At 68.6% G+C, this 17,887-nt stretch carries 18 protein-coding genes; 6 read left to right on the forward strand and 12 right to left on the reverse strand.

The features are described from left to right. Window positions 1-45: 45 nt before the first annotated feature. On the forward strand, window positions 46-1,398 hold the full coding sequence (locus JWS13_RS32175; RefSeq protein ID WP_206009364.1) for a TIGR01777 family oxidoreductase: 1,353 nt from the start codon (window positions 46-48) through the stop codon (window positions 1,396-1,398). Here the strand turns inward: JWS13_RS32175 and JWS13_RS32180 are convergent. The 3 genes from JWS13_RS32180 to JWS13_RS32190 all read right to left on the reverse strand — a co-directional run bounded on the left by JWS13_RS32180 (window position 1,379) and on the right by JWS13_RS32190 (window position 4,463). Then, window positions 1,379-2,746: an MFS transporter gene (locus JWS13_RS32180; protein WP_241032427.1), complete on the reverse strand. Its 1,368-nt coding sequence runs from the start codon at window positions 2,744-2,746 to the stop codon at window positions 1,379-1,381. The two genes, JWS13_RS32175 and JWS13_RS32180, sit on opposite strands and share 20 nt — an antisense overlap. 65 nt (window positions 2,747-2,811) lie before the next feature. Then, window positions 2,812-3,582 carry an SDR family NAD(P)-dependent oxidoreductase gene (locus tag JWS13_RS32185; RefSeq protein ID WP_206009365.1) on the reverse strand — a complete coding sequence of 257 codons (771 nt, stop codon included), beginning with the start codon at window positions 3,580-3,582 and terminating at the stop codon, window positions 2,812-2,814. 29 nt (window positions 3,583-3,611) lie between these two features. After that, a complete protein-coding gene (locus tag JWS13_RS32190) occupies window positions 3,612-4,463 on the reverse strand; it encodes a sugar phosphate isomerase/epimerase family protein (protein WP_206009366.1) in 852 nt (283 codons plus the stop codon). Between the two features lie 170 nt (window positions 4,464-4,633). Between JWS13_RS32190 and JWS13_RS32195 the strand changes: the two genes are divergently transcribed. Then, window positions 4,634-5,497 carry a LysR family transcriptional regulator gene (locus tag JWS13_RS32195; protein ID WP_206009367.1) on the forward strand — a complete coding sequence of 288 codons (864 nt, stop codon included), beginning with the start codon at window positions 4,634-4,636 and terminating at the stop codon, window positions 5,495-5,497. Between the two features lie 20 nt (window positions 5,498-5,517). Here the strand turns inward: JWS13_RS32195 and JWS13_RS32200 are convergent, their stop codons facing one another. Both JWS13_RS32200 and JWS13_RS32205 read right to left on the reverse strand, forming a co-directional pair. After that, window positions 5,518-5,874, reverse strand: a complete 357-nt coding sequence (locus JWS13_RS32200) for an MmcQ/YjbR family DNA-binding protein (protein ID WP_206009368.1) — start codon at window positions 5,872-5,874, stop codon at window positions 5,518-5,520. A 76-nt stretch (window positions 5,875-5,950) separates the two neighbouring features. Then, window positions 5,951-7,066 (reverse strand): acyl-CoA dehydrogenase family protein, encoded by a 1,116-nt coding sequence (locus JWS13_RS32205; RefSeq protein ID WP_206009369.1) that lies wholly within the window; start codon window positions 7,064-7,066, stop codon window positions 5,951-5,953. A gap of 185 nt (window positions 7,067-7,251) precedes the next feature. On the opposite strand from JWS13_RS32205, the gene JWS13_RS32210 reads away from it, so the two are divergent. Genes JWS13_RS32210 through JWS13_RS32220 form a run of 3 tightly spaced genes read left to right on the forward strand, consistent with a single transcriptional unit; the run spans window position 7,252 to window position 10,533 of the window. After that, window positions 7,252-8,484, forward strand: coding sequence for an aminotransferase class I/II-fold pyridoxal phosphate-dependent enzyme (locus JWS13_RS32210; RefSeq protein ID WP_206009370.1), 1,233 nt, complete (start codon window positions 7,252-7,254; stop codon window positions 8,482-8,484). Continuing rightward, window positions 8,484-10,052, forward strand: a complete 1,569-nt coding sequence (locus JWS13_RS32215; RefSeq protein WP_206009371.1) for an NAD-dependent epimerase/dehydratase family protein — start codon at window positions 8,484-8,486, stop codon at window positions 10,050-10,052. The genes JWS13_RS32210 and JWS13_RS32215 overlap by 1 nt, the downstream gene beginning before the upstream one ends. A gap of 43 nt (window positions 10,053-10,095) precedes the next feature. After that, on the forward strand, window positions 10,096-10,533 hold the full coding sequence (locus JWS13_RS32220; protein WP_206009372.1) for a carboxymuconolactone decarboxylase family protein: 438 nt from the start codon (window positions 10,096-10,098) through the stop codon (window positions 10,531-10,533). Window positions 10,534-10,542: 9 nt separating this feature from the next. Here JWS13_RS32220 and aztD read toward each other — a convergent pair whose 3' ends face one another. The 4 genes from aztD to aztB all read right to left on the reverse strand — a co-directional run bounded on the left by aztD (window position 10,543) and on the right by aztB (window position 14,849). After that, window positions 10,543-11,730, reverse strand: a complete 1,188-nt coding sequence (gene aztD / locus JWS13_RS32225; RefSeq protein ID WP_206009373.1) for a zinc metallochaperone AztD — start codon at window positions 11,728-11,730, stop codon at window positions 10,543-10,545. A 76-nt stretch (window positions 11,731-11,806) separates the two neighbouring features. Then, window positions 11,807-12,718: a zinc ABC transporter substrate-binding protein AztC gene (gene aztC, locus JWS13_RS32230; protein WP_206011830.1), complete on the reverse strand. Its 912-nt coding sequence runs from the start codon at window positions 12,716-12,718 to the stop codon at window positions 11,807-11,809. A gap of 5 nt (window positions 12,719-12,723) precedes the next feature. After that, window positions 12,724-13,980, reverse strand: coding sequence for an ABC transporter (locus JWS13_RS32235; RefSeq protein WP_206009374.1), 1,257 nt, complete (start codon window positions 13,978-13,980; stop codon window positions 12,724-12,726). A 14-nt stretch (window positions 13,981-13,994) separates the two neighbouring features. After that, window positions 13,995-14,849: a zinc ABC transporter permease AztB gene (aztB, locus tag JWS13_RS32240; protein ID WP_206009375.1), complete on the reverse strand. Its 855-nt coding sequence runs from the start codon at window positions 14,847-14,849 to the stop codon at window positions 13,995-13,997. Between the two features lie 18 nt (window positions 14,850-14,867). Here aztB and aztA point away from each other — a divergent pair, with 18 nt between their 5' ends. Further along, window positions 14,868-15,548 carry a zinc ABC transporter ATP-binding protein AztA gene (aztA, locus tag JWS13_RS32245; RefSeq protein WP_206009376.1) on the forward strand — a complete coding sequence of 227 codons (681 nt, stop codon included), beginning with the start codon at window positions 14,868-14,870 and terminating at the stop codon, window positions 15,546-15,548. Here aztA and JWS13_RS32250 read toward each other — a convergent pair. The 3 genes from JWS13_RS32250 to JWS13_RS32260 all read right to left on the reverse strand — a co-directional run bounded on the left by JWS13_RS32250 (window position 15,497) and on the right by JWS13_RS32260 (window position 17,756). Continuing rightward, a complete protein-coding gene (locus JWS13_RS32250) occupies window positions 15,497-15,889 on the reverse strand; it encodes a VOC family protein (RefSeq protein ID WP_206009377.1) in 393 nt (130 codons plus the stop codon). The two genes, aztA and JWS13_RS32250, sit on opposite strands and share 52 nt — an antisense overlap. Window positions 15,890-15,914: 25 nt before the next feature. Next, window positions 15,915-16,388: a VOC family protein gene (locus JWS13_RS32255; RefSeq protein WP_206009378.1), complete on the reverse strand. Its 474-nt coding sequence runs from the start codon at window positions 16,386-16,388 to the stop codon at window positions 15,915-15,917. A 90-nt stretch (window positions 16,389-16,478) separates the two neighbouring features. Further along, entirely contained in the window at window positions 16,479-17,756 is a 1,278-nt protein-coding gene (locus tag JWS13_RS32260) for an MFS transporter (RefSeq protein WP_206009379.1), read from the reverse strand. Window positions 17,757-17,887: the final 131 nt, after the last annotated feature.

Genomic DNA, 17,887 nt, shown 5'->3' on the forward strand with positions numbered 1-17,887 from the left:
CGTCGTTGTCACCGCCGCGCGGCCTGTCGCGACTATGGTCGGGTCATGGGCATCGTGCATTCGAGCGTGGTCGAGGCCTCGCGGGACGAGTTGTTCGCATGGCACACGAGGGCCGGGGCGTTCACCCGGCTCTCACCGCCGTGGCAGCCGCTCAGTCTCGCGAAGGAATCCGAGTCTCTGGAATCGGGTCGTGCCGAATTGCGCATGCCCGGCGGGCTGACGTGGGTCGCGCAGCACGACGCGAAGGAATACGACCCTCCGCACCGGTTCGTCGACTATTCGGCCGCCCTGCCGCTACGACTGCTGGTGCCGTGGCGGCACACGCACACGTTCGACGTCGTGTCCGAGGGCCGGACGCGGGTCACGGACCGGGTCGACACCATCGTGCCCGGTCAGTTCCTCCGGTCGACGTTCGTCTACCGGCACCGCCAACTCGCCGACGACCTGGCCCGGCACCACTGGGCGTCCACGCTCCTGCCCGGTCCCCTCACGATCGCGGTGACGGGGAGTTCGGGGCTCGTCGGCTCCGCCCTGACCGCGTTCCTCAGCACGGGCGGGCACCGGGTGATCCGTCTCGTGCGCCGCGCCCCGAGCACCCCCGACGACCGGCGCTGGAACCCGGATGCGCCTGCCGCGGATCTGCTCGACGGAGTCGACGCGGTGATCCACCTGGCAGGCGCGTCCATCGCGGGACGGTTCACCGACGGTCATCGCCGGGCGATCAGGGACAGCCGTATCGAACCCACGCGGCGGCTCGCGGAGGTGGCGGCCGCGTCTGGGAAGGGGCCGAAGACGTTCGTCAGTGCGTCGGCGATCGGGTACTACGGGCCCGACCGTGGCGACGAGGTGCTGCACGAGCAGGATGCGCGGGGCGACGGCTTCCTCGCCGACGTCGTCGCGGACTGGGAGGACGCGGCGGCGCCGGCAGCGGACGCCGGACTGCGGGTGGTGCACGTCCGCACGGGGATCGTCCAGTCCCCGAGCGGCGGTGTGCTGCGCCTGCAGCGGCCGCTGTTCGAGGTCGGACTCGGAGGTCGCCTGGGCGCCGGAACGCAGTGGCTGTCGTGGATCGACATCGACGATCTGATCGACGTCTACCATCGAGCCGTCGTGGATTCGGGGTTGAGTGGCCCGGTGAACGCGGTGGCACCGAATCCTGTTCGCAACGAGGAGTACACCGCCGTCCTGGCGTCGGTGCTGCACCGACCGGCGTTTCTCCCGGTGCCCGATTTCGGTCCGAAACTGCTGCTCGGGGAGCAGGGTGCGCGCGAGCTCGCCCTGGCCGATCAGCGGGTTGCCCCCGGCAAGCTCGAGAGCCGCGACCACCGGTTCCGGCGGCCCGACCTCGACACGGCGCTGCGCCACCAGCTCGGCCGGTTCAAGACGGACGAGGGGTAGCGCAGCGCAACCGGCGATCGGTCAGGTGGTCGCCAGCACCGGCGGGGTGTGTACCGGGGCCTTGGTGGAGATCTTCGCCGCCGCCGCGGCGAGGAGGCAGATGCCGGCGATCGCCGTGGCGGCCAGCACCCAGTTGTCGTCGCCGCCGATCAGCGCGTAACAGATGGTGGGTGCGAACCCGGTCAGCAGGAAGCTCAACTGGGTGGACACCGCGACGCCGGTGTATCGCACGTTCGGGGTGAACATCTTCGGCGAAGAACGACGGCCACAGCGCGTTCGGGGCGGAGTACACGACGCCCTTGAGCGCCACCGTCGCGATGACGATGAGAACGGTACTGCCGGTGGCGATCGCACCGAGGAATCCGTAGACGCCGACCGCGCAGAGCAGGCAGCCGCTGGCGTACACCACTTTTCGGCCGATGCGGTCCGCGATGAAGCCGAACAGCGGATGGAAGAACAGGGCAACCACCTGGCTGGCCGCGATCGCGGAGAGCATCGTCGAGCGATCGACGCCGTGTTCCTGCGTCGCGTAGGACAGGCCGAAGACGATGACGATCGTCGAGATGACCGTGTTGAACGCGGCGACGAAGACGATCACGGTCGCGCGGAGCTGAGTGCGCAGGAGGGTCGTCACCGGGAATTCGGCTACGGCGTCTTCCTTTTCGGCCTCGACGAATTCGGGAGACTCGTCCACTCCGCGCCGCACGAGCAGGGTGATGAACACCATGATGAAGCTGAGCAGGAACGGGATCCGCCATCCCCAGGTCAGCAGTTGCTCCTCCGGGAGCGCTCCCACCGGAATGAAGATCAACGTGGCCAGGATCGAACCGGTCGCGGCTCCGTTGAGGAGCCAACTCGTGTAGAAGCCGCGACTCTTCTCGGGGGAGTGTTCCATGGTGAGCAGGCTGGCCCCGACCTGCTCGCCGCCTGCGGAAATTCCCTGCATCAGTCGGCACACGACGAGGAGGGCCGGGGCGGCGGCGCCGATGGTCGCGTGGGTGGGCAGCAGTCCGATGGCGAACGTCGACGCGCCCATCAGGAGCAGCGTGAAGAGCAGCACGTTCTTGCGGCCGATCCGATCGCCGGCGTGCCCGAACAGCAGGGCGCCGACGGGCCGCGCGATATACGCCGCCCCGAACGTCGCGAGCGACGCGAGCGTGCCTGCGGCGGAATCGCTGTTGGGGAAGAAGATCTTGCCGAACACCAGGGCGGCGGCGGTGCCGTAGACGAAGAAGTCGTAGTACTCGACGACGCTGCCGAGGAAACTTCCGAGTGCGGCTCTGCGGGCCATCTTCTTGCTGGGGTGCGGTGTCGGTTCCGCGGCGAGGGGACGTTCGGGGGTGGGCATCGGGAGTGGTCCTTTGGCTGTGTCACCCGGCGGTGGGTGAGGCGGCGGTGTGGTGGCGGGGCCGGTCACGGCGCGGCAGCGAGTTGGGCTCCACCGCAGACGTGCAGGACTTCGCCCGAGACGAACCGGGCCTTGTCGGAGGCGAGGAATTCGACGGCGTCGACGATGTCGTCTGCTGTCGCGAGGCGGCCCAGCGGCGACATCCTGGTGTGCTTGTCGACGAAGAGAGCGAACTCCTCGTCCGTGCGACCGCCCTTCGTGAACGGGGTGACGACCATGCTGGGAGCGACGGCATTGGCCGTCACACCGAGCGGTCCGAGTTCGACTGCGAGGGAACGGGTGAGGCCGACGACTCCGGCTTTGGACGTGACGTAGGCGGTGGGGCCGCCGCTCAACCAGGTGCGTGAGGTGATGTTGACGATGCGCCCGGTTCCGGTGCGAGTCCAGATCGGGATGGCGGAGCGGCACAGCGACATCGGACCGCGGAGGTTCACCGCCATCGCGGTGTCCCATTCGGTGTCGTCGACGTCTCCGAGTCGTGCCCGCGGGTTGACGGCCGCGTTGTTGACCAGGCGGTCCAGCCGGCCGAACTCTTCGTCGATTCGCTTGACGGCGAGGCGGATCGATTCGTCGTCGGAGATGTCGACCACCCAGCCGTGGACCTGTGCACCGGTCTCCTCGGACAGTTGCCGGGCCACGGTCTGCACGGCCTCCGCGTTGTTGTCGAGGAGGATGACGGTGTCGCCGCCCCGGGCGAATCGGCGGCTGATCGCCGAGCCGAGGGCGCCTGCGCCTCCCGTCACGACGGAGAGTGGGAAACGGTGAAGCTCGTTCATGATGGTCCTGCCTGGATGTGTGGGTGGATTCAGAGTGGTTGCGTCAGAGGGGTTTCGAAGTCGGCGTGCTGCCGCAGGAACTCGGCGTTGAACTGCATCCGCTCGTGAACGGGCCGGGAGTCGCTGAAGTCTTCGACGGACACCCACCCGCGGTAGCCGGCTTCGGCGAGCAGGCCGAGAACCCGGGGGATGTCGGCGACGCCGTCGTCCATGGGTGACCACCGGTGGGTCCACACCCCGCCCCCGGCCGGCCCGACGTACTGGGCGTTCTTCACGTGGACGTGGGCGAGGTGGTCGCCGAGAATCTGCAGGGCCATCCGGTGGTCTTCGTACCCTTCCACCACCAGATTCCCGACGTCGTAGATCACGCCCACCCGGTCGGGTGGCAGATGGCCGATGAGCTGATGGGCGAGTGAGACGCTGGGGCAGATGGAACGCTGGTGGATCTCGAGCAGCGCCTGCACGTCGTACCGCGCGGCCAGGGTCGCGACGTGATCGAAGAACTCCCGTGCTTCGGCGAACAGCCGGTGGAAACCGCTGTCGTCCATCCACGGCGCGCGCAGCCGGATGCTCGGAACCGCATTGTCCCGGGCGATCCGCATCATGTCCTTGACGCCGGCGGCGTCACCGGAGTCGACGTACGGGCTGAGTGCGACGACCTCCAACTCCGCGGTCCGGGTGCGCGTGCAGATGTCGGAGACGGCCCGAGGCTCGGGAGCGACGGTGCAGCGGTTGTTGGTGAGGAAGTGCGGGGTGCCGGAGTCGCCGATGTCGTGCGCGATGCGCCATTCGATGCCCGCGTAGCCCGCCTCGGCCGCCGCGTCGATCGCTTCGGCCGGGGACAGGGACGGCAGGCATGCGGAATAGATCCCGAGCTTCATCGGTCTCCTACGGGTGAGTGGGTCTTCGGAGGGCGGTTCGTCCTCGACTGCATCCATTAGAGACCGCCATCACAGCGCTTGTCCAAGCCCTGTTGAGCACATCGCTTATGCCCTGAAGGCATAGCTGGTGTCGTATCCTGGTCGAACGACTGCAGTGGAGGAAACCGACCGTGGAGTTTCGCCATCTTCATTACTTCCTGGCTATAGCCGAGGAAGGATCGTTCAACCGCGCCGCCGATCGGCTTCGGATCTCGCAACCGTCGCTCAGCCGGCAGGTGCAGGCGCTGGAACGGGAGCTGGGGCAGTCCCTGTTCGACAGAACGGCCCGCGGAGCCACCCCGACCGTCGCGGGTGATGCGCTTCTCCAGCACGCGCGGCAGTTGCTGGCGCTCGAGGCGTCGACTCAGGAGGTGGTGTCGGGTGCGACCAAGATCCGGGAGGTCGTCACCATCGGCGTCCCGCCCGGTACGTCCAGCGAATGGCTCGTGAACCTGGTCGGGCGACTCGACGACGAGGTGCCGGGGTGCGCGCTGCAACTCGTCGAGGCGAACAGCACGAACCAACTGCGCATGCTTCGTGAGGGGCGGCTCGACCTGTGCATGGTGCACCAGGCGCCGCCCAGCGATTGCTCGTCGTGGAAGCTCCGCGAAGAGCCGTTCGGCCTCGCCGTGCGCCCCGGTCACGCGCTGGCGTCGGCGGCGTCCTGTTCGCTGCGGGACCTCGACGGGCTGCGGGTGCTCGTCCACAGCCGCGACCAGGTCCCCACCCAGCAGGACGGGTTGATGAGCGCGGCGGTGGAGGCCGGTGTCCGACCGTACTGGCAATTCGCGCAGTTCGTCGAGCACGCGCTCGCCGGTGCGGCGGCGGCGAAAGCGGACGCCGTCCTGGTGAGCCGGTACACGGCGGAGAAACAGATGCCGGGGTGGCCCTGGCATCCGCTGACCGAGTTACCGCTGGCGATGACCACGTGGCTGGTCTGCCAGCGGCACACGAGGGCCGTGGTCAGCGACGTGACCACGGCCATCATGTCCTGAGACCCGCGAGGGTGGTTCTCTCAGCGATCCAGCCCCGCGTCGTACGCCGCCACGACCCGTTTCGGGGCGGTGAGACGCCACGCCTCCTCGACGAGTTCGGCCAGTTCTTCGGAGTCGACGCGGTCGAGGACGACGTCGATCCAGCCCCACCGGCCGAAGAACGGTGCGACCAGGAACACGTCGGGATCCTCCTGCAGCAGCGCGGCCTGCGTTTCCTTCGTCGCCTTGAGGCAGACGGTGGGGGCGCCGTACCCGACGAGACCGAACATCTTCTTGCGCACGCGGAACGTCGGTTGGTCGCCCCAGTTCGCGATCACGACCTCGTGCGCCTCCGGCAATGCCAGCATCATCGCGCGGACGTCGTGTTCGGTGGGCATCACAGCTCCTGGTCCGGCGGTCGGTGGTTCGAAGACCTTTATAGTCCCGATCACCGACAGCCCGGACCGCGGCAGGTCAGACGAAGGCGAACTCGTCCCCGGCGTGGAACTTGGCGAGCGATTCGGAGACCGACCGCCGCGACGGCGGGTGGAACGCGAACGCGTGGACGGCGGCGGTGAGGTAGCCGATGTCGGAGGACTTGATGAACGCGATCCCGCCCAGTGATTCGACGGCCGCCGAGGACGCGCGGACCAGTACGTCGCGAATCGCGATGCGCGAGAAGAGGAGACGAACCGAGATGTCCTGCCCGCGTTCGCCCTGGTCCACCGCGCGGGCGATGTTCTCGACGGCGCCCATGGCGTTCTCGATGTCGGCGGCGGCGCGCACGTACCCCTCGTAGTCGTCCTTGCCAGCCGCCAGCAGTCGTTCGAGCAGCGCGCTCGCCGCACCCAGGTAGTTGGCGGTAACGAGCATCCCGAACCACAGGTATCCGGTCATCTCGTGTTGCCCGTCCGGGTCGTCGGTGCCGTTGAGCAGGACGAGGTCGGCCGGGATCTCGACGTCCTCGAGGTGTACCTCGTCGCTTTCAGCTCCGGCGAGGATCCAGCTCTCCCAGAACGGCCGCACCGTGATCCCCGGCGTGTTGGCCGGGATCAGCGCGATCGCCCTCTCCCCGGTGTCGACCTCGACGCTCGCGGTGAGCAGGTCCATCGACCCCGACAGGCTGCACGGCTTCTTGCTGCCGTTGACGATGTAGCTCGAGCCCTTCTTCCGGGCGGTCATAGTGGGTATGAACACGCTGCCACCGGTGACGCCCTCGGAGAAGCCGGAGGCGACGACGGCGCGCTGTTCGACGAGGCTCTTGATCAGGGCGCGGTCGTCGTCCGTGGCCTCCTGCGCGAACTCGTTGAGGGTGGCGAGCGACAGATGATGCATCGTGGTGGCGGCGCCGAGCGAGGGCGACCTGCTGCCGATGGCCCGTTGGACGCGCACGGACTCCAGCGCGGAGGCGCCCAGCCCACCGGACTCCTTCGGGATGGTCAGTGCGGTACCGCCTGCTTCCCGGAAGCGCCCGATCGCCCCGCTGTCTCTGCCCTCCAGGGTGAGCAGTGGCGTCTCGTCCAGGTAGGCGGCGAGGTCGGGCAGGTAGGACTGCAGCGCTGCGTGTTCGCGGGCCATCAATGCGGTCATGACACTCCTCGAATGTATTCGCGGACATTTCGGTTTTCCCGAAACATCGATGGAACAGGGATATCCATAGGGACATTCGGAGCGAGATGCAGTCGTGGTTTGGTCGGCGCCACCAAACCGCATCGGCCACCGCTCCGAATCAACGGAGTAATCCCGATCATGCACACCGCGAGGAGTTGGTATCGATGGCTGTGAACAGGTTGATCAAGAGGCTGGGTGGCGACGACCGGGTGGATCTGCTCCGGGCAGTTCGCGAGTCCGACGTGAGTCCGTACTTCCGGGTGATGGAGTCCGCCACCGCACCGGTCGTCCAGGTGGAAGGCGCCGACCGGATCATGCTCGGTTCCAACAACTATCTCGGTCTCGCCGATCATCCCGCCATCCGTCGGGGAGCGCAGGACGCCCTCGACACGTTCGGCGGCGCGATCACCGGAAGCCGGCTGCTGAACGGCACCATGGACCTGCACCTCGACCTCGAGTCGGAGATCGCCGAATGGCACGGCACCGAGGACGCGATGGTCTTCACCACCGGCTATCAAACGAATCTGGGCACCATCAGTGCCGTCGTCGGGAAGGGCGACGTCGTCGCCGTCGACGCCGCCGCCCACGCGTCGATCCGGGACGGCTGTGCCCTGTCCGGCGCGACGATCCGCAAGTTCCGTCACAACGACGTCGCCCACCTGGAAGCCATTCTCGGGGAAACGGCCGATGACGACGGCGCGGTGCTGGTGATCGTGGACGGGTTGTATTCGATGGAGGGCGATCTCGCCCCACTCGGCGCGGTCTCCGAACTCTGCGACCGGTACGGCGCGGCCCTGATGGTGGACGAGGCGCACAGCCTCGGCATCTTCGGCGAGCAGCGGACCGGCGCCGCCGAACTGCTCGGCATCGACGGCCACACCGACATCCGGATGGCCTCGCTGTCCAAAAGTCCCAGCTCCACAGGAGGATTCATCGCGGGATCCCGCGATCTCCTCGACTCGTTGCGGGTGAACGCCCGCGCCTTCCTCTTCACGACGTCCGGTGTTCCCGCCGCGGTGGGAGCGTCCCTCGCCGCGGTGCGGCTGATCCGCAGCGAGGAGGGGGAACAACGCGCGCGGCGGGCGCTGGACAACGCCGCCGTCCTCCGGTCCGGACTGGCGGACAACGGACTCGACGTGGGTGCGCTGTCTCCACTTCCCGGCGGCGGTGAGACGGTGACGCCCATCGTGTCCGTCCACATCGGCGACGACCTCGAGGCGATGGGCCTCTGGCGCACGCTGTTCGACAGGGGCGTGTTCACCAGTGCCGCACTCTATCCCGCCGTCCCGCGATCGGGTGCGATGCTCCGGCTCTGCGTCATGGCCACCCACACCGACGCCCAGCTGCGGCGGGCGGTGGACGTGATCTCCGAGACCGTCACGGAAGCCGCGGCCTGATGAAGTTGGCGGTCACCGGGGCGACGAGCGATTTCGGCGCCGCGATCCTGCCCGTGCTGCTGGACGATCCGGAGATCGACACGGTGATCGGGCTCGGCAGGCGGGAGCTGACGATCGAACATCCGAAACTCGAGTTCGTCCGGATGGATATCCGCGACCCGGGCATCGAGGACGTGTTCCGCGGCTGCGAGGCCGTCGTTCACCTGGCGTTCGTGGTGGAGGAGATCCGGGACAAGGCGGTCACCCACGACATCAACCTGAGGGGTTCGCGCAACGTCGTCGACTCCGCCTACCGGGCCGGAGTGCTCCGCGTCGTGATCGCGTCGAGCATCAACGCGTACGGACCGGAACTGCGCCCGAAGCCCGTGACCGAAGACGTCTATCCCGCAGGGGATCCCGACCGGTACTACTTCCACGACAAGGCGGAGGTCGAGCATTACGCCGAGTGGTGGCTGCGCCGCCATCCGGGGGAGATGGCGATCTCGATGCTGCGCCCCACCTATATCATCGGGCCCGACTTCTCCAACGACGGCATCGACCAGCTCACCGGTCCGGTCGGCGCGTTCCCGCGCGCCGACGAGGCCGCGTATCAGTTTCTGCACCAGCGGGACATGGCCGACGCGTTCCATCGCGCCGTGAAGCAGGACCTGGTCGGACCGTACAACCTCGGTCCGAAGGACTGGGTGGGTGTCCGCGAACTCGCGGCGATGCAGGGACAGCGGATGTTCGACGTGGCCGAACGACCTGCGGTCGTGGCCGCGAATGTCCTGTTCCGACTCGGCCTCACCGCGTTCTCCGGTCAGTGGGTGACCGCGGGCGAGACCGTCGTCGATTCGACGCGGCTCGCCGAGGCGACGGGCTGGACGCCCTCGCTGACGGCCCGGGAGTCGGCGGCCGTCATGATCCTGCTGCAGGGGAAGCCCCTGTTGCGCAGAGAGGATGCCCTCGAACGCCGCGTCGCCTGCGAGGCCGCGCTCGAGCCGGCCTCCGAATTCGTCGGCGTCGACGGCCGCGGACTCGAACACGTCCAGATTCCCGCGGCCACCGGAGCCGTGCACGCCGAGGTCCACTCCGCACGGTCGGGCGGTGCCACTGTGGACTCGGGCGGCGCAGCCACCGTGGAGTCGGGCGGCGCAGCCACCGTCGTACTGCCCGCGCCGCCCGGACTCCACGCGCGGTACCTCACGCCGCTCGCCGTGGAGTTGGCGGAGAACGGCGTGAACGTCGTCGTTGCGGACCTTCCCGGGCACGGGTTGAGCACCGGCAAACGCGGTCTTGCGACGGCGGCCGGGGTGCACGACGCCCTGGCGGTCGCGCTCGGATACGCGCGGATCCGGTTCGGCGGCACTGCGCACGTGGTCCGGGTGGGCGACGAGCCCCCGTCGGTGTCGAGGCCGGGACGGTGGCGGTCGTGGGTCGCCCGGTCGCGGACCCGGGTGGTCGTCAACCCGGCCGACGGACTGCTCCCCCGCAAACTGGATTACCAGGGTGGGCTCGAGCACCTCCCGCACGCATACTCCGCCCGCGACGTCACCTCGGTCGTCCACACGGATCGAGTCGACTCGTAGAGTGACTCCTGACCACGTCGACGCCGTGAACAGGAGTGAACCGATGACCAGCGAAGTACCTGGGACCAATGAAGTGCCCGGGACACGGAGTCCCGCCGTCGAGGCCGGTCTGACGGTGCGGCGTGAGGTGATGGGTCCCGACTTCGTCGAGCGGGCGCTCACCCGGACCGCGGGCACCGACAGCGAGCAGTTGCAGGAGTTCGTCACCGAGCACGTCTGGGACGCCGTGTGGAATCGGCCCGGGCTGGACCGGCGCAGCCGCAGCCTCCTCAACCTCGGGATGCTGATCGCGCTGCGGGCGCACGGTGAGCTGAAGGGGCACGTGCGGGGTGCACTGCGAAACGGTCTGACCCGCACCGAGATCGTCGAAGCGGTGATCCACGCGAGCGCCTACTGCGGTGCCCCCGCCGGCCTGTCGGCGATGGCGGTGGTGCAGGAGGCGCTCGACGCGGAACTGGGACCGCTCGAATCCCAGGACTGACGACCCGGCTCAGCCCGTCACGCCGGTGATCTCGTTCGGGGTCTCCGGCAGGTCGGCCTGCCCGGACACGGCCCACGTGTCGAGGTCGATCGTGTGGATCTTCTCGTTCGCGGGATCGGTCACGTAGGCCGTGTGGTCCTGCACGTACAGCGCGGGACGCGGCGACTGCCACCGGTCCGGCTCGGTCCACGGATCGAGGACGTCGACGGTGCGGCTCACGGCCTTGGTGTTCGGGTCGATCACGTGCAGGGCGCCGTCGGTGCCGAGGACGAGGGCCTCACCGTGCGGGGCGCGTCCGAGTGACCGGAACGTGTAGCTGGTGCCCAGGTCGACGAGGGTGAGCTGTCCCGTTGCGGTGTCGGTGAGGGAGACCCGTTCAGGGCGTTCGAGTTCGGCGTCGGGGTCGGTCTTGTAGTCGCCCAGCAGGATCGGGGAGTTCTCGTCGCCGGCCTGGTTGCCGATGCGACCGTAGGGGTCGGGGCTCGTCACCTTGGTGATGACGCCGTCCCGGTAGATCAGCAGGCCGTTCTGGCATCCCACGACTACTGTCTCGTCGGCGGCGACGGCCTCCCCGTGCACGCCGGGGCAGTCCTCGTTGCGCGCGATCTCCTTGCGGGCGCGGTCGAGTACGACGATGCCGGTGCGCTCGTCCTCGTTGCCGACGGTGGTGAGCAGGCTGCCGTCGGAGAGTTCCACGGCCACACCGTGATGCGCTTCCGGGGTCGTGAATTCGGTGGTGGCCGGGGTGCCCTGAGACAGTGCGGCCGGGTCGAACACGCGCACCAGTCCGGTGCCGTCGTCGAACAGCACGGTCTTGCCGCCGTGCCGGACGACGTGCCCGGGCGTCTTCGCGTCGAACGCGACGTCGGTGAGTGCGGGTGTGGCGGTGTAGTGGCTGCCGCCGTCCGTCCAGGTTCCGGTGTCGAGAGCGGTGAAACTGTTGCCGGTGCTGATCAGCACGTGCCGGTCGTCGCCGGCGGGGTTGAGCCGGGTGAAGCCGTCCACCTCGGCCGAACCGACCACGTCGAGGCTCTGCGCGTCGAGGACGAGCACCCCGCCGTCGTAGCTCAGTGCCAGTCGCGGCGTGGCCGAATCGGTGGTGGACGCTTCGGCCGTGCCGGAGTCGGTGGAGCAGGACGTGAGAAGTGCCGCCGAGAGTGCCACGGCGGCAACGACGGTGGGTCGGGGTCTACGCAAAAGGGTCACCCATGAGAAGTACCCCTTGTTGCAAACGGTTGTCAAAGTCGTAAGTGTGCATGTGGCGATGCATCGACTACGACAACCCCCGCGCGATCGCCAGGGAATTCGAATCCATCATCTCGATGTACGTACCCGCACCCGAGCCTGGTTCACCCAGTGACTCCGTGAACAGCGAGACGACGTCGACCGGAACGCGGGCCTCCGACGCCAGCACGTGTGCGAGGCGGTCGGGCTGGGAGGAGTCGACGAAGATCGCGGGCACCCTCGCCGCCGTGACGGTCGCGGCCAGGTCCGACAGGTCCGACGCGCTGGGCGACGCCAGGGTGGTCCCACTGGGAATTACCGCCCCGATCGTGTCGAAGCCGAAACGCTCTGCCAGATAACCGAACACGTGATGGTTGGTCACCAGCTTGCGCTGATCGGGTGGGACGGTCGCGAATCTGTCCGTCATCCGGGTGGTGAGTTCCTCGAGTTCCCGGGCGTAGCCGTCGGCGTTCGTGCGGACGGCGTCCGCGTCGATGTCCGGCACGTGTTCGATCACCGCGTCGCGGATCAGGGCGACCGCGTCCCGCATGCGGTCCGGATCGGTCCACACGTGCGGATCCATGGTGCCCGAGGACTTTCCGGAGCGATACTCGATGGGCCGCACGGCCTCACCGATCTGCAGGATCGGGACGCCCTCCGCGCGCGCGGTGTCGACGGTCTTGCCGATTCTCTCCTCGAGGCCGAGTCCGTTCGACACGAGGAGGTCGGCGCGTTCCACCCGCGCGGCATCCGAGGCGGAGATCTCGAACGAATGGGGATCGGCGCCCCTCGGCATCAGCACCGTCACGTCGGCCCGGTCGCCGACGACGTTCTGCACCACGTCACCGAGGATGTTCGTGGTCACCACGACGACGGGCCCGTCGGACGAGGCCGACGTGCACGCGGTCACCGGCAGTGCCGCGAGTGCGGTCAGGAGGGCCAGCGGCAGCAGGCGCCGCATCCTCGTCACAGCCCGACCACGCCGAGAGTGGACGCGGACACTCCGACGTCGAGGGTGCGCGCGACCCGGGCGTTGTCCCGGAAGTCGATCTCGGCCACCGTCTTCGACGCGGGATCCGACACGTACGCGCGGGTGCCGCCGACGACGATCACCGGTGGGGTCGCGGACACGTCGCTCGGGTCGTAGGGGTGTGCCAGGACGCGGGACGACGCGGTCTCCGCGCCGGACTGCGCGTCGTACACGCGGAAGGTGCCGTCGGCGAGGACGGCGAACACCGAGCGTCCGTCGCCCGCGAGCGCGACGTCCAGCGCCCGATCCGGGGTCCGGACGTGCGTCCACCCGCGGGTGCGCGCATCGAAGACCAGCAGTCCGTCGTTGGTGGCGGCGGGCCCCGCGGTGGCGACGTGGAGCGGCAGTTCGGGGTGCCCGCGGAGCGCGGTGGGACGGGTGACGGCACCGATGCCCGCCGGGTACGGGACCTTCTCCGTCGTCCAGGTGCCGTCGGCGGTGGTCGCGACGAACAGTCCGTCCTCGCACGCCCCCAGGACGTGCGTGTCGGATGCGGCCGCGCCGCTCAGGTTCGGGCAGGCGGTGTCGAGGCTCTGCTGGAACCCGCCGTCCGCGGTGTGGAGTTCGAGCGGGCCGGTGCCGTTCGCCGCCGAGATCACGAATCCGTCGGCGATCGGCAGGGCTACACCGTGATGTGGCGCATCGGCCCGGACGACCGTGTCGACGTCGATGCTGTCCTTGCGGAGCGCGGCGAAGTCGATGACGCGGGCGACACCGTCGCGGTCGAAGAACGTCGCGACCCTGTCGTCGCCCTCGATCACCCGACCGGGGCCGTCGCCCTCGAGAGCGCCGAGTTCGACCGGGTCCTTCGTGTACGAGTGGGTGTGGTCCCCGTGGTCGATGGTCCAGGTGCCGGCGTCCACGACGTGCACGGCGCCGCCGGTGCCGTCGACGGCGAACGCGTACCGGTCCTTCACCGTCGTCACGTGTGCCGGGTTGTCGAACTCGAACGAACGGAGGGTCTCGCCGGTCGTGAGGTCGAGGACGTTCACGCGGCCGGAGTCGGCGTCCGACACGACGAGCCGGGGTTCGGGCCCCTCCACCTCGGTGGATCCGGCCTCGGCGGCGAGGTCGCTACCCGGTTGGCCGCGGCCGCCGGGGGAGGCCGCCTCCTCCGGCGGGGACGCGCAGGCGCCGACGGTCAGTGCGGCGACCACGGCAATCGCTGCGCGGGTGAGGGTGGTGTTCGGCATTCGGGGCTCTCCATCTATCGAACGGCTATCGGGGTGGGTGACACGGCAGGTCGGAGTCGTCGCGATGCCGACCGGATGACGGCGGCGACGAAGAATTGGAGGACGGCGAGCCCGGCGATCGTCGCGCCCGCGGCGGTGTCGGCGTTCCACGACACGATCAGTCCCGTGAGTGTCGCGGACCAGCCGAGCAGTACGGCAATGGCCATCGTGGCGCCGATCGACCTGCCGAACAGCGCCGCGGTGGCCGACGGCGCGACGAGGAGTCCGAACACGAGCAGGGTGCCGACGATGCGGAACGACGCCACCACCGCGAGGACCACCAGCGCGAGCAGGGCGAGGTGCGCCCACCGCGGCCGCAGCCCCAGGGTGTGGGCCTTGCGCTCGTCGAAGACGAGGGCGACGAACGGGCGGTACGCGATCACCGAGACGATCCCGGCGACCGTGGCCGCCGCGGTGAGCCAGACCAGGTCGCCGACTGTCGCGGACAGGACGTCACCGAACAGGAAGGCGGTGAGATCGACCGCGAACGATCGTGCGCGCGAGACGATCACGACCCCCAGCGCGAGCATGCCGACGAACAGCAGGCCGATCCCGGTGTCCTCGGACAGTCGCGAGTTCTTCGAGACCCACGCGACGCCGAGGATCATGACGACCGCGCTGGCGGCCGCGCCGACGAGGAGGTTGGCGCCCGCGAGATAGGCGACGGCCACGCCGGGCAGCATGCCGTGCGAAATGGCCTCGCTCATGAAGGCCATGCCCCGCAACACGACCCACGTGCCGACGAGTCCGCAGAGGACGGACACCAGCATGCCCGCGAGCAGTGCGCGCTGGACGAAGGACACCGTCAGGGGGTCGAGTAGCCATTCCACTCTGCTAATCTAACGATAATGATTGTCGTAAGCGAAATCGCGGTCCGATACGGTGCGACCCCGGCGTTGAACGGTGTGAGTGTGTGTCTCACGCCGGGCACCGTCACGGCCGTCGTGGGGCACAACGGTTCGGGGAAGTCGACACTCCTGCAGTGCCTCGCCGGCATCGCGCGGGTCACGTCGGGGCGGATCGACGGCACCGACGGACTGCGCACGGCGTATGTGCCGCAACGGAATGCGGTGAGCGAGCAGCTACCGCTGACCGTGGGCGAGGTGGTGGCCATGGGGGCCTGGCAACGGCGCGGATTGTGGCGGCGGCTCACCCTCGGCGACCGCGACGCCGTCGACGCGGCACTGTCCAGGCTGGGTCTCGCGGATCTCGGCGCGCGGCCGATCGGCGCGCTCTCGGGCGGGCAGCGTCAACGCGCCCTGCTCGCGCAGGCCCTCGTGCAACGCGGCGACCTGCTGCTCCTCGACGAGCCCACCACCGGACTCGACGCGCACGCCCGCGCGGTGATCGGCGACGTCGTCGAAGAAGAGGCCGCGCGGGGTGCGATCGTCGTGACGGCCACGCACGAATCCCGCGATGCGGACCGCGCCGACCAGGTGCTCACCCTGTCGTCGGGGATGCTGGTGCCGAGCGGAACTCAGCCCACCTCGACGATGACGAGTTTGTTGCCGTCCGGATCGCGGAAGTAGAACATGGGCGGCACGTAGTCACCCATCCGCAGGACCGCCGCATCCACGTCGACGCCGCTCGCCGACAGGGTGGCATGGTCGGCGTCGGCGTCCGAGGTGGTGAGCCGGATACCGGTCTCGACGCCCACCGGGACACCGTCGCGGGTCGGCACGAGTGCGATCGACGTGGCCGAACCCGGCGGCGCCACCTCCACCCACCGCTGGCCGGGGCCGAACTCCGCATCCATGCGACGCTCGAAACCGAGTGTGCCCACATAGAATTCGAGCGACCGATCCTGATCGGTCACGGGAACCGCGACCGTGTGCACCCCGTTGATGTGGGTCTTGCTGTCTTCGGTCATGCCGTCCACCTCCCGTCGGCAGGCGTCACGCCTGCTCGGCTGCCTTCTCGAGTTCGGCGACGTCGAGTTTGCGCATCTTCAGCATCGCCTGCATGGCACGCTGCGCCTTCGCGTCGTCGGGGTCGCGCATGAGTTCGTACAGCCGCTCCGGGACCACCTGCCAGGACACCCCGAAACGGTCCTTGACCCAACCGCATTGGCTTTCCTCGCCGCCGTCGGTGAAGGCGTCCCAGTACCGGTCCACTTCTTCCTGATCGGCACACAGGATCTCGAAGGAGATGGCCTCGTCGAACGTGAACTGCGGGCCGCCGTTGAGCGCGATGAACGGCTGTCCGTTGATCTCGAAGGACACGGTCAGCACCTGCCCCTCCGGGCCGGGGGTGTTCGGGCCGTAGTGGGTGACCTCCGTGATCCGCGAGTTCGGGAACAGGGACGTGTAGAACTTCGCGGCCTCTTCGCCTTTTGTGTCGAACCAGAGACAGGGGGTGATGGGTTTCATGGCGCATTCCTCTCGCGGGTCCTCGTCGGTTCATCCTCGCCGATATAGACCGCGCCTACGCCCGAAACTCATCGGACCGCTGTCAGGAGTTCAGCGCACCGTCCGGGTGGACGAGATGGCGATCGCTCCGAACAGCCCGACCAGGGCGAATGCGTAGAAACCCCACGGGACCGCATAGCCGGCGCCCAGCAGGACACCGCCGAGGATCGGGCCGCAGATCGCGCCGACCCGGCCCACCCCGGCCGACCAGCCGAGGGCGGTCGCGCGGATCTGCGGCGGGTGGTTGGCGCTCGTGAACGCGTAGACGAGAACCTGCGCGCTGAACACGAAGCAGCCGGCGAGGAACACCAGGGCGTAGATGCCGAACGACACCTTGACGCTGAGCAGGGCGAGGAACACCGCGGCGCCCGCGAACCAGATGATCGCCGCGGTGCGCGGCCCGATCTTGTTGGCGACGCCGCCCGCGATCAGCAGTCCGACCACCGCGCCGGCGTTGAGGATCAGCAGGAACGTCAGCGACGCGCCGAGGTCGTAGCCCGCCTCGCGCATGATCGTCGGCAGCCACGTGTTGAGGCCGTAGACGAGCAGGAGTCCCATGAACGAGGTGACCCAGATGGCGATGCTGTTGCGCAGGAACGGCCGCGAGAACAGGGCGCGCACCGGATTGGCGGAGGCGGCGACGGGGGCGTCGGCGGCGGGGGCCGCTTCCAGTTCCAGGCCGTACTGCTTCGCGATGGCCTCGGCCTCGGCACGTTTGCCGTGCGACAGCAGGTACGAGGGCGACTCGGGGAGATAGCGCAGCATCAGCGGAATCAGGACCACCGCGGGCAGCGCGCCGACGACGAACATCGAACGCCAGCCGAACGGTTCGATCAGGACGATCGCCAGCGCCGCCGTCGCGACCGCACCCACGTGATATCCGGTCATCAGCAGCGTCGACGCGGAACCGCCGCCCTGCTTCTTCGAGAATTCGTTGACCAGGGCGAGCGCGGTCGGCAGCGCGCCGCCGAGACCGACCCCGGCGAGGAAGCGGAACAGTCCGAACAGGAACGGGTTGGGCGCGACCGCGCAGAGGAGCGTGAGGATCGAGAACGCGGCCACCGCGTACAGCAGGGCGCGCCTGCGTCCGATGACGTCGGTGAGCGTGCCGATGACCAGCGCGCCGATGGTCATGCCGACCAGGCCGAACGTCGAGATGAACGTGATCGCACCCGTCGACAGATTCCAGTCGCTGTATTCGCGGAGCGAGGGGATGACGGCACCGAGGACGACCAGGTCGAAACCGTCGAGCAGCACGGCCACCCAGCAGAGGGGCGCGACCCAGAGGGCGGTGGAGGCGCGGGCGGCGCTTCGTTGGGAAGTGGTCATGATGTCCTCGACTCGAGCGGTGTGCGCAAGGTGTTCGCAATACGAACCCTAGTTCTGTAGGCGCACTCATTGTGTGGCGCGCCATAGTTGCCTGTCAAACATGGCCACTCCACATGTGGGCGGTCCGCCGA

It is taken from the genome of Rhodococcus pseudokoreensis (genome assembly GCF_017068395.1).
Classification (GTDB): domain Bacteria; phylum Actinomycetota; class Actinomycetes; order Mycobacteriales; family Mycobacteriaceae; genus Rhodococcus_F; species Rhodococcus_F pseudokoreensis.

Bases quoted from the DNA above. Each gene is read 5' to 3' on its own strand.
- JWS13_RS32220 (WP_206009372.1), top strand. From the start codon at position 10,096: ATGACCAGCGAAGTACCTGGGACCAATGAAGTGCCCGGGACACGGAGT.
- JWS13_RS32180 (WP_241032427.1), bottom strand. From the start codon at position 2,746: ATGCCCACCCCCGAACGTCCCCTCGCCGCGGAACCGACACCGCACCCC.
- JWS13_RS32205 (WP_206009369.1), bottom strand. From the start codon at position 7,066: ATGACCGCATTGATGGCCCGCGAACACGCAGCGCTGCAGTCCTACCTG.
- JWS13_RS32175 (WP_206009364.1), top strand. From the start codon at position 46: ATGGGCATCGTGCATTCGAGCGTGGTCGAGGCCTCGCGGGACGAGTTG.
- JWS13_RS32250 (WP_206009377.1), bottom strand. From the start codon at position 15,889: ATGACCGAAGACAGCAAGACCCACATCAACGGGGTGCACACGGTCGCG.
- JWS13_RS32215 (WP_206009371.1), top strand. From the start codon at position 8,484: ATGAAGTTGGCGGTCACCGGGGCGACGAGCGATTTCGGCGCCGCGATC.
- JWS13_RS32185 (WP_206009365.1), bottom strand. From the start codon at position 3,582: ATGAACGAGCTTCACCGTTTCCCACTCTCCGTCGTGACGGGAGGCGCA.
- JWS13_RS32255 (WP_206009378.1), bottom strand. From the start codon at position 16,388: ATGAAACCCATCACCCCCTGTCTCTGGTTCGACACAAAAGGCGAAGAG.
- JWS13_RS32260 (WP_206009379.1), bottom strand. From the start codon at position 17,756: ATGACCACTTCCCAACGAAGCGCCGCCCGCGCCTCCACCGCCCTCTGG.
- JWS13_RS32235 (WP_206009374.1), bottom strand. From the start codon at position 13,980: ATGCCGAACACCACCCTCACCCGCGCAGCGATTGCCGTGGTCGCCGCA.
- JWS13_RS32190 (WP_206009366.1), bottom strand. From the start codon at position 4,463: ATGAAGCTCGGGATCTATTCCGCATGCCTGCCGTCCCTGTCCCCGGCC.
- JWS13_RS32200 (WP_206009368.1), bottom strand. From the start codon at position 5,874: ATGCCCACCGAACACGACGTCCGCGCGATGATGCTGGCATTGCCGGAG.
- aztC (WP_206011830.1), bottom strand. From the start codon at position 12,718: ATGCGGCGCCTGCTGCCGCTGGCCCTCCTGACCGCACTCGCGGCACTG.
- JWS13_RS32210 (WP_206009370.1), top strand. From the start codon at position 7,252: ATGGCTGTGAACAGGTTGATCAAGAGGCTGGGTGGCGACGACCGGGTG.
- aztA (WP_206009376.1), top strand. From the start codon at position 14,868: ATGATTGTCGTAAGCGAAATCGCGGTCCGATACGGTGCGACCCCGGCG.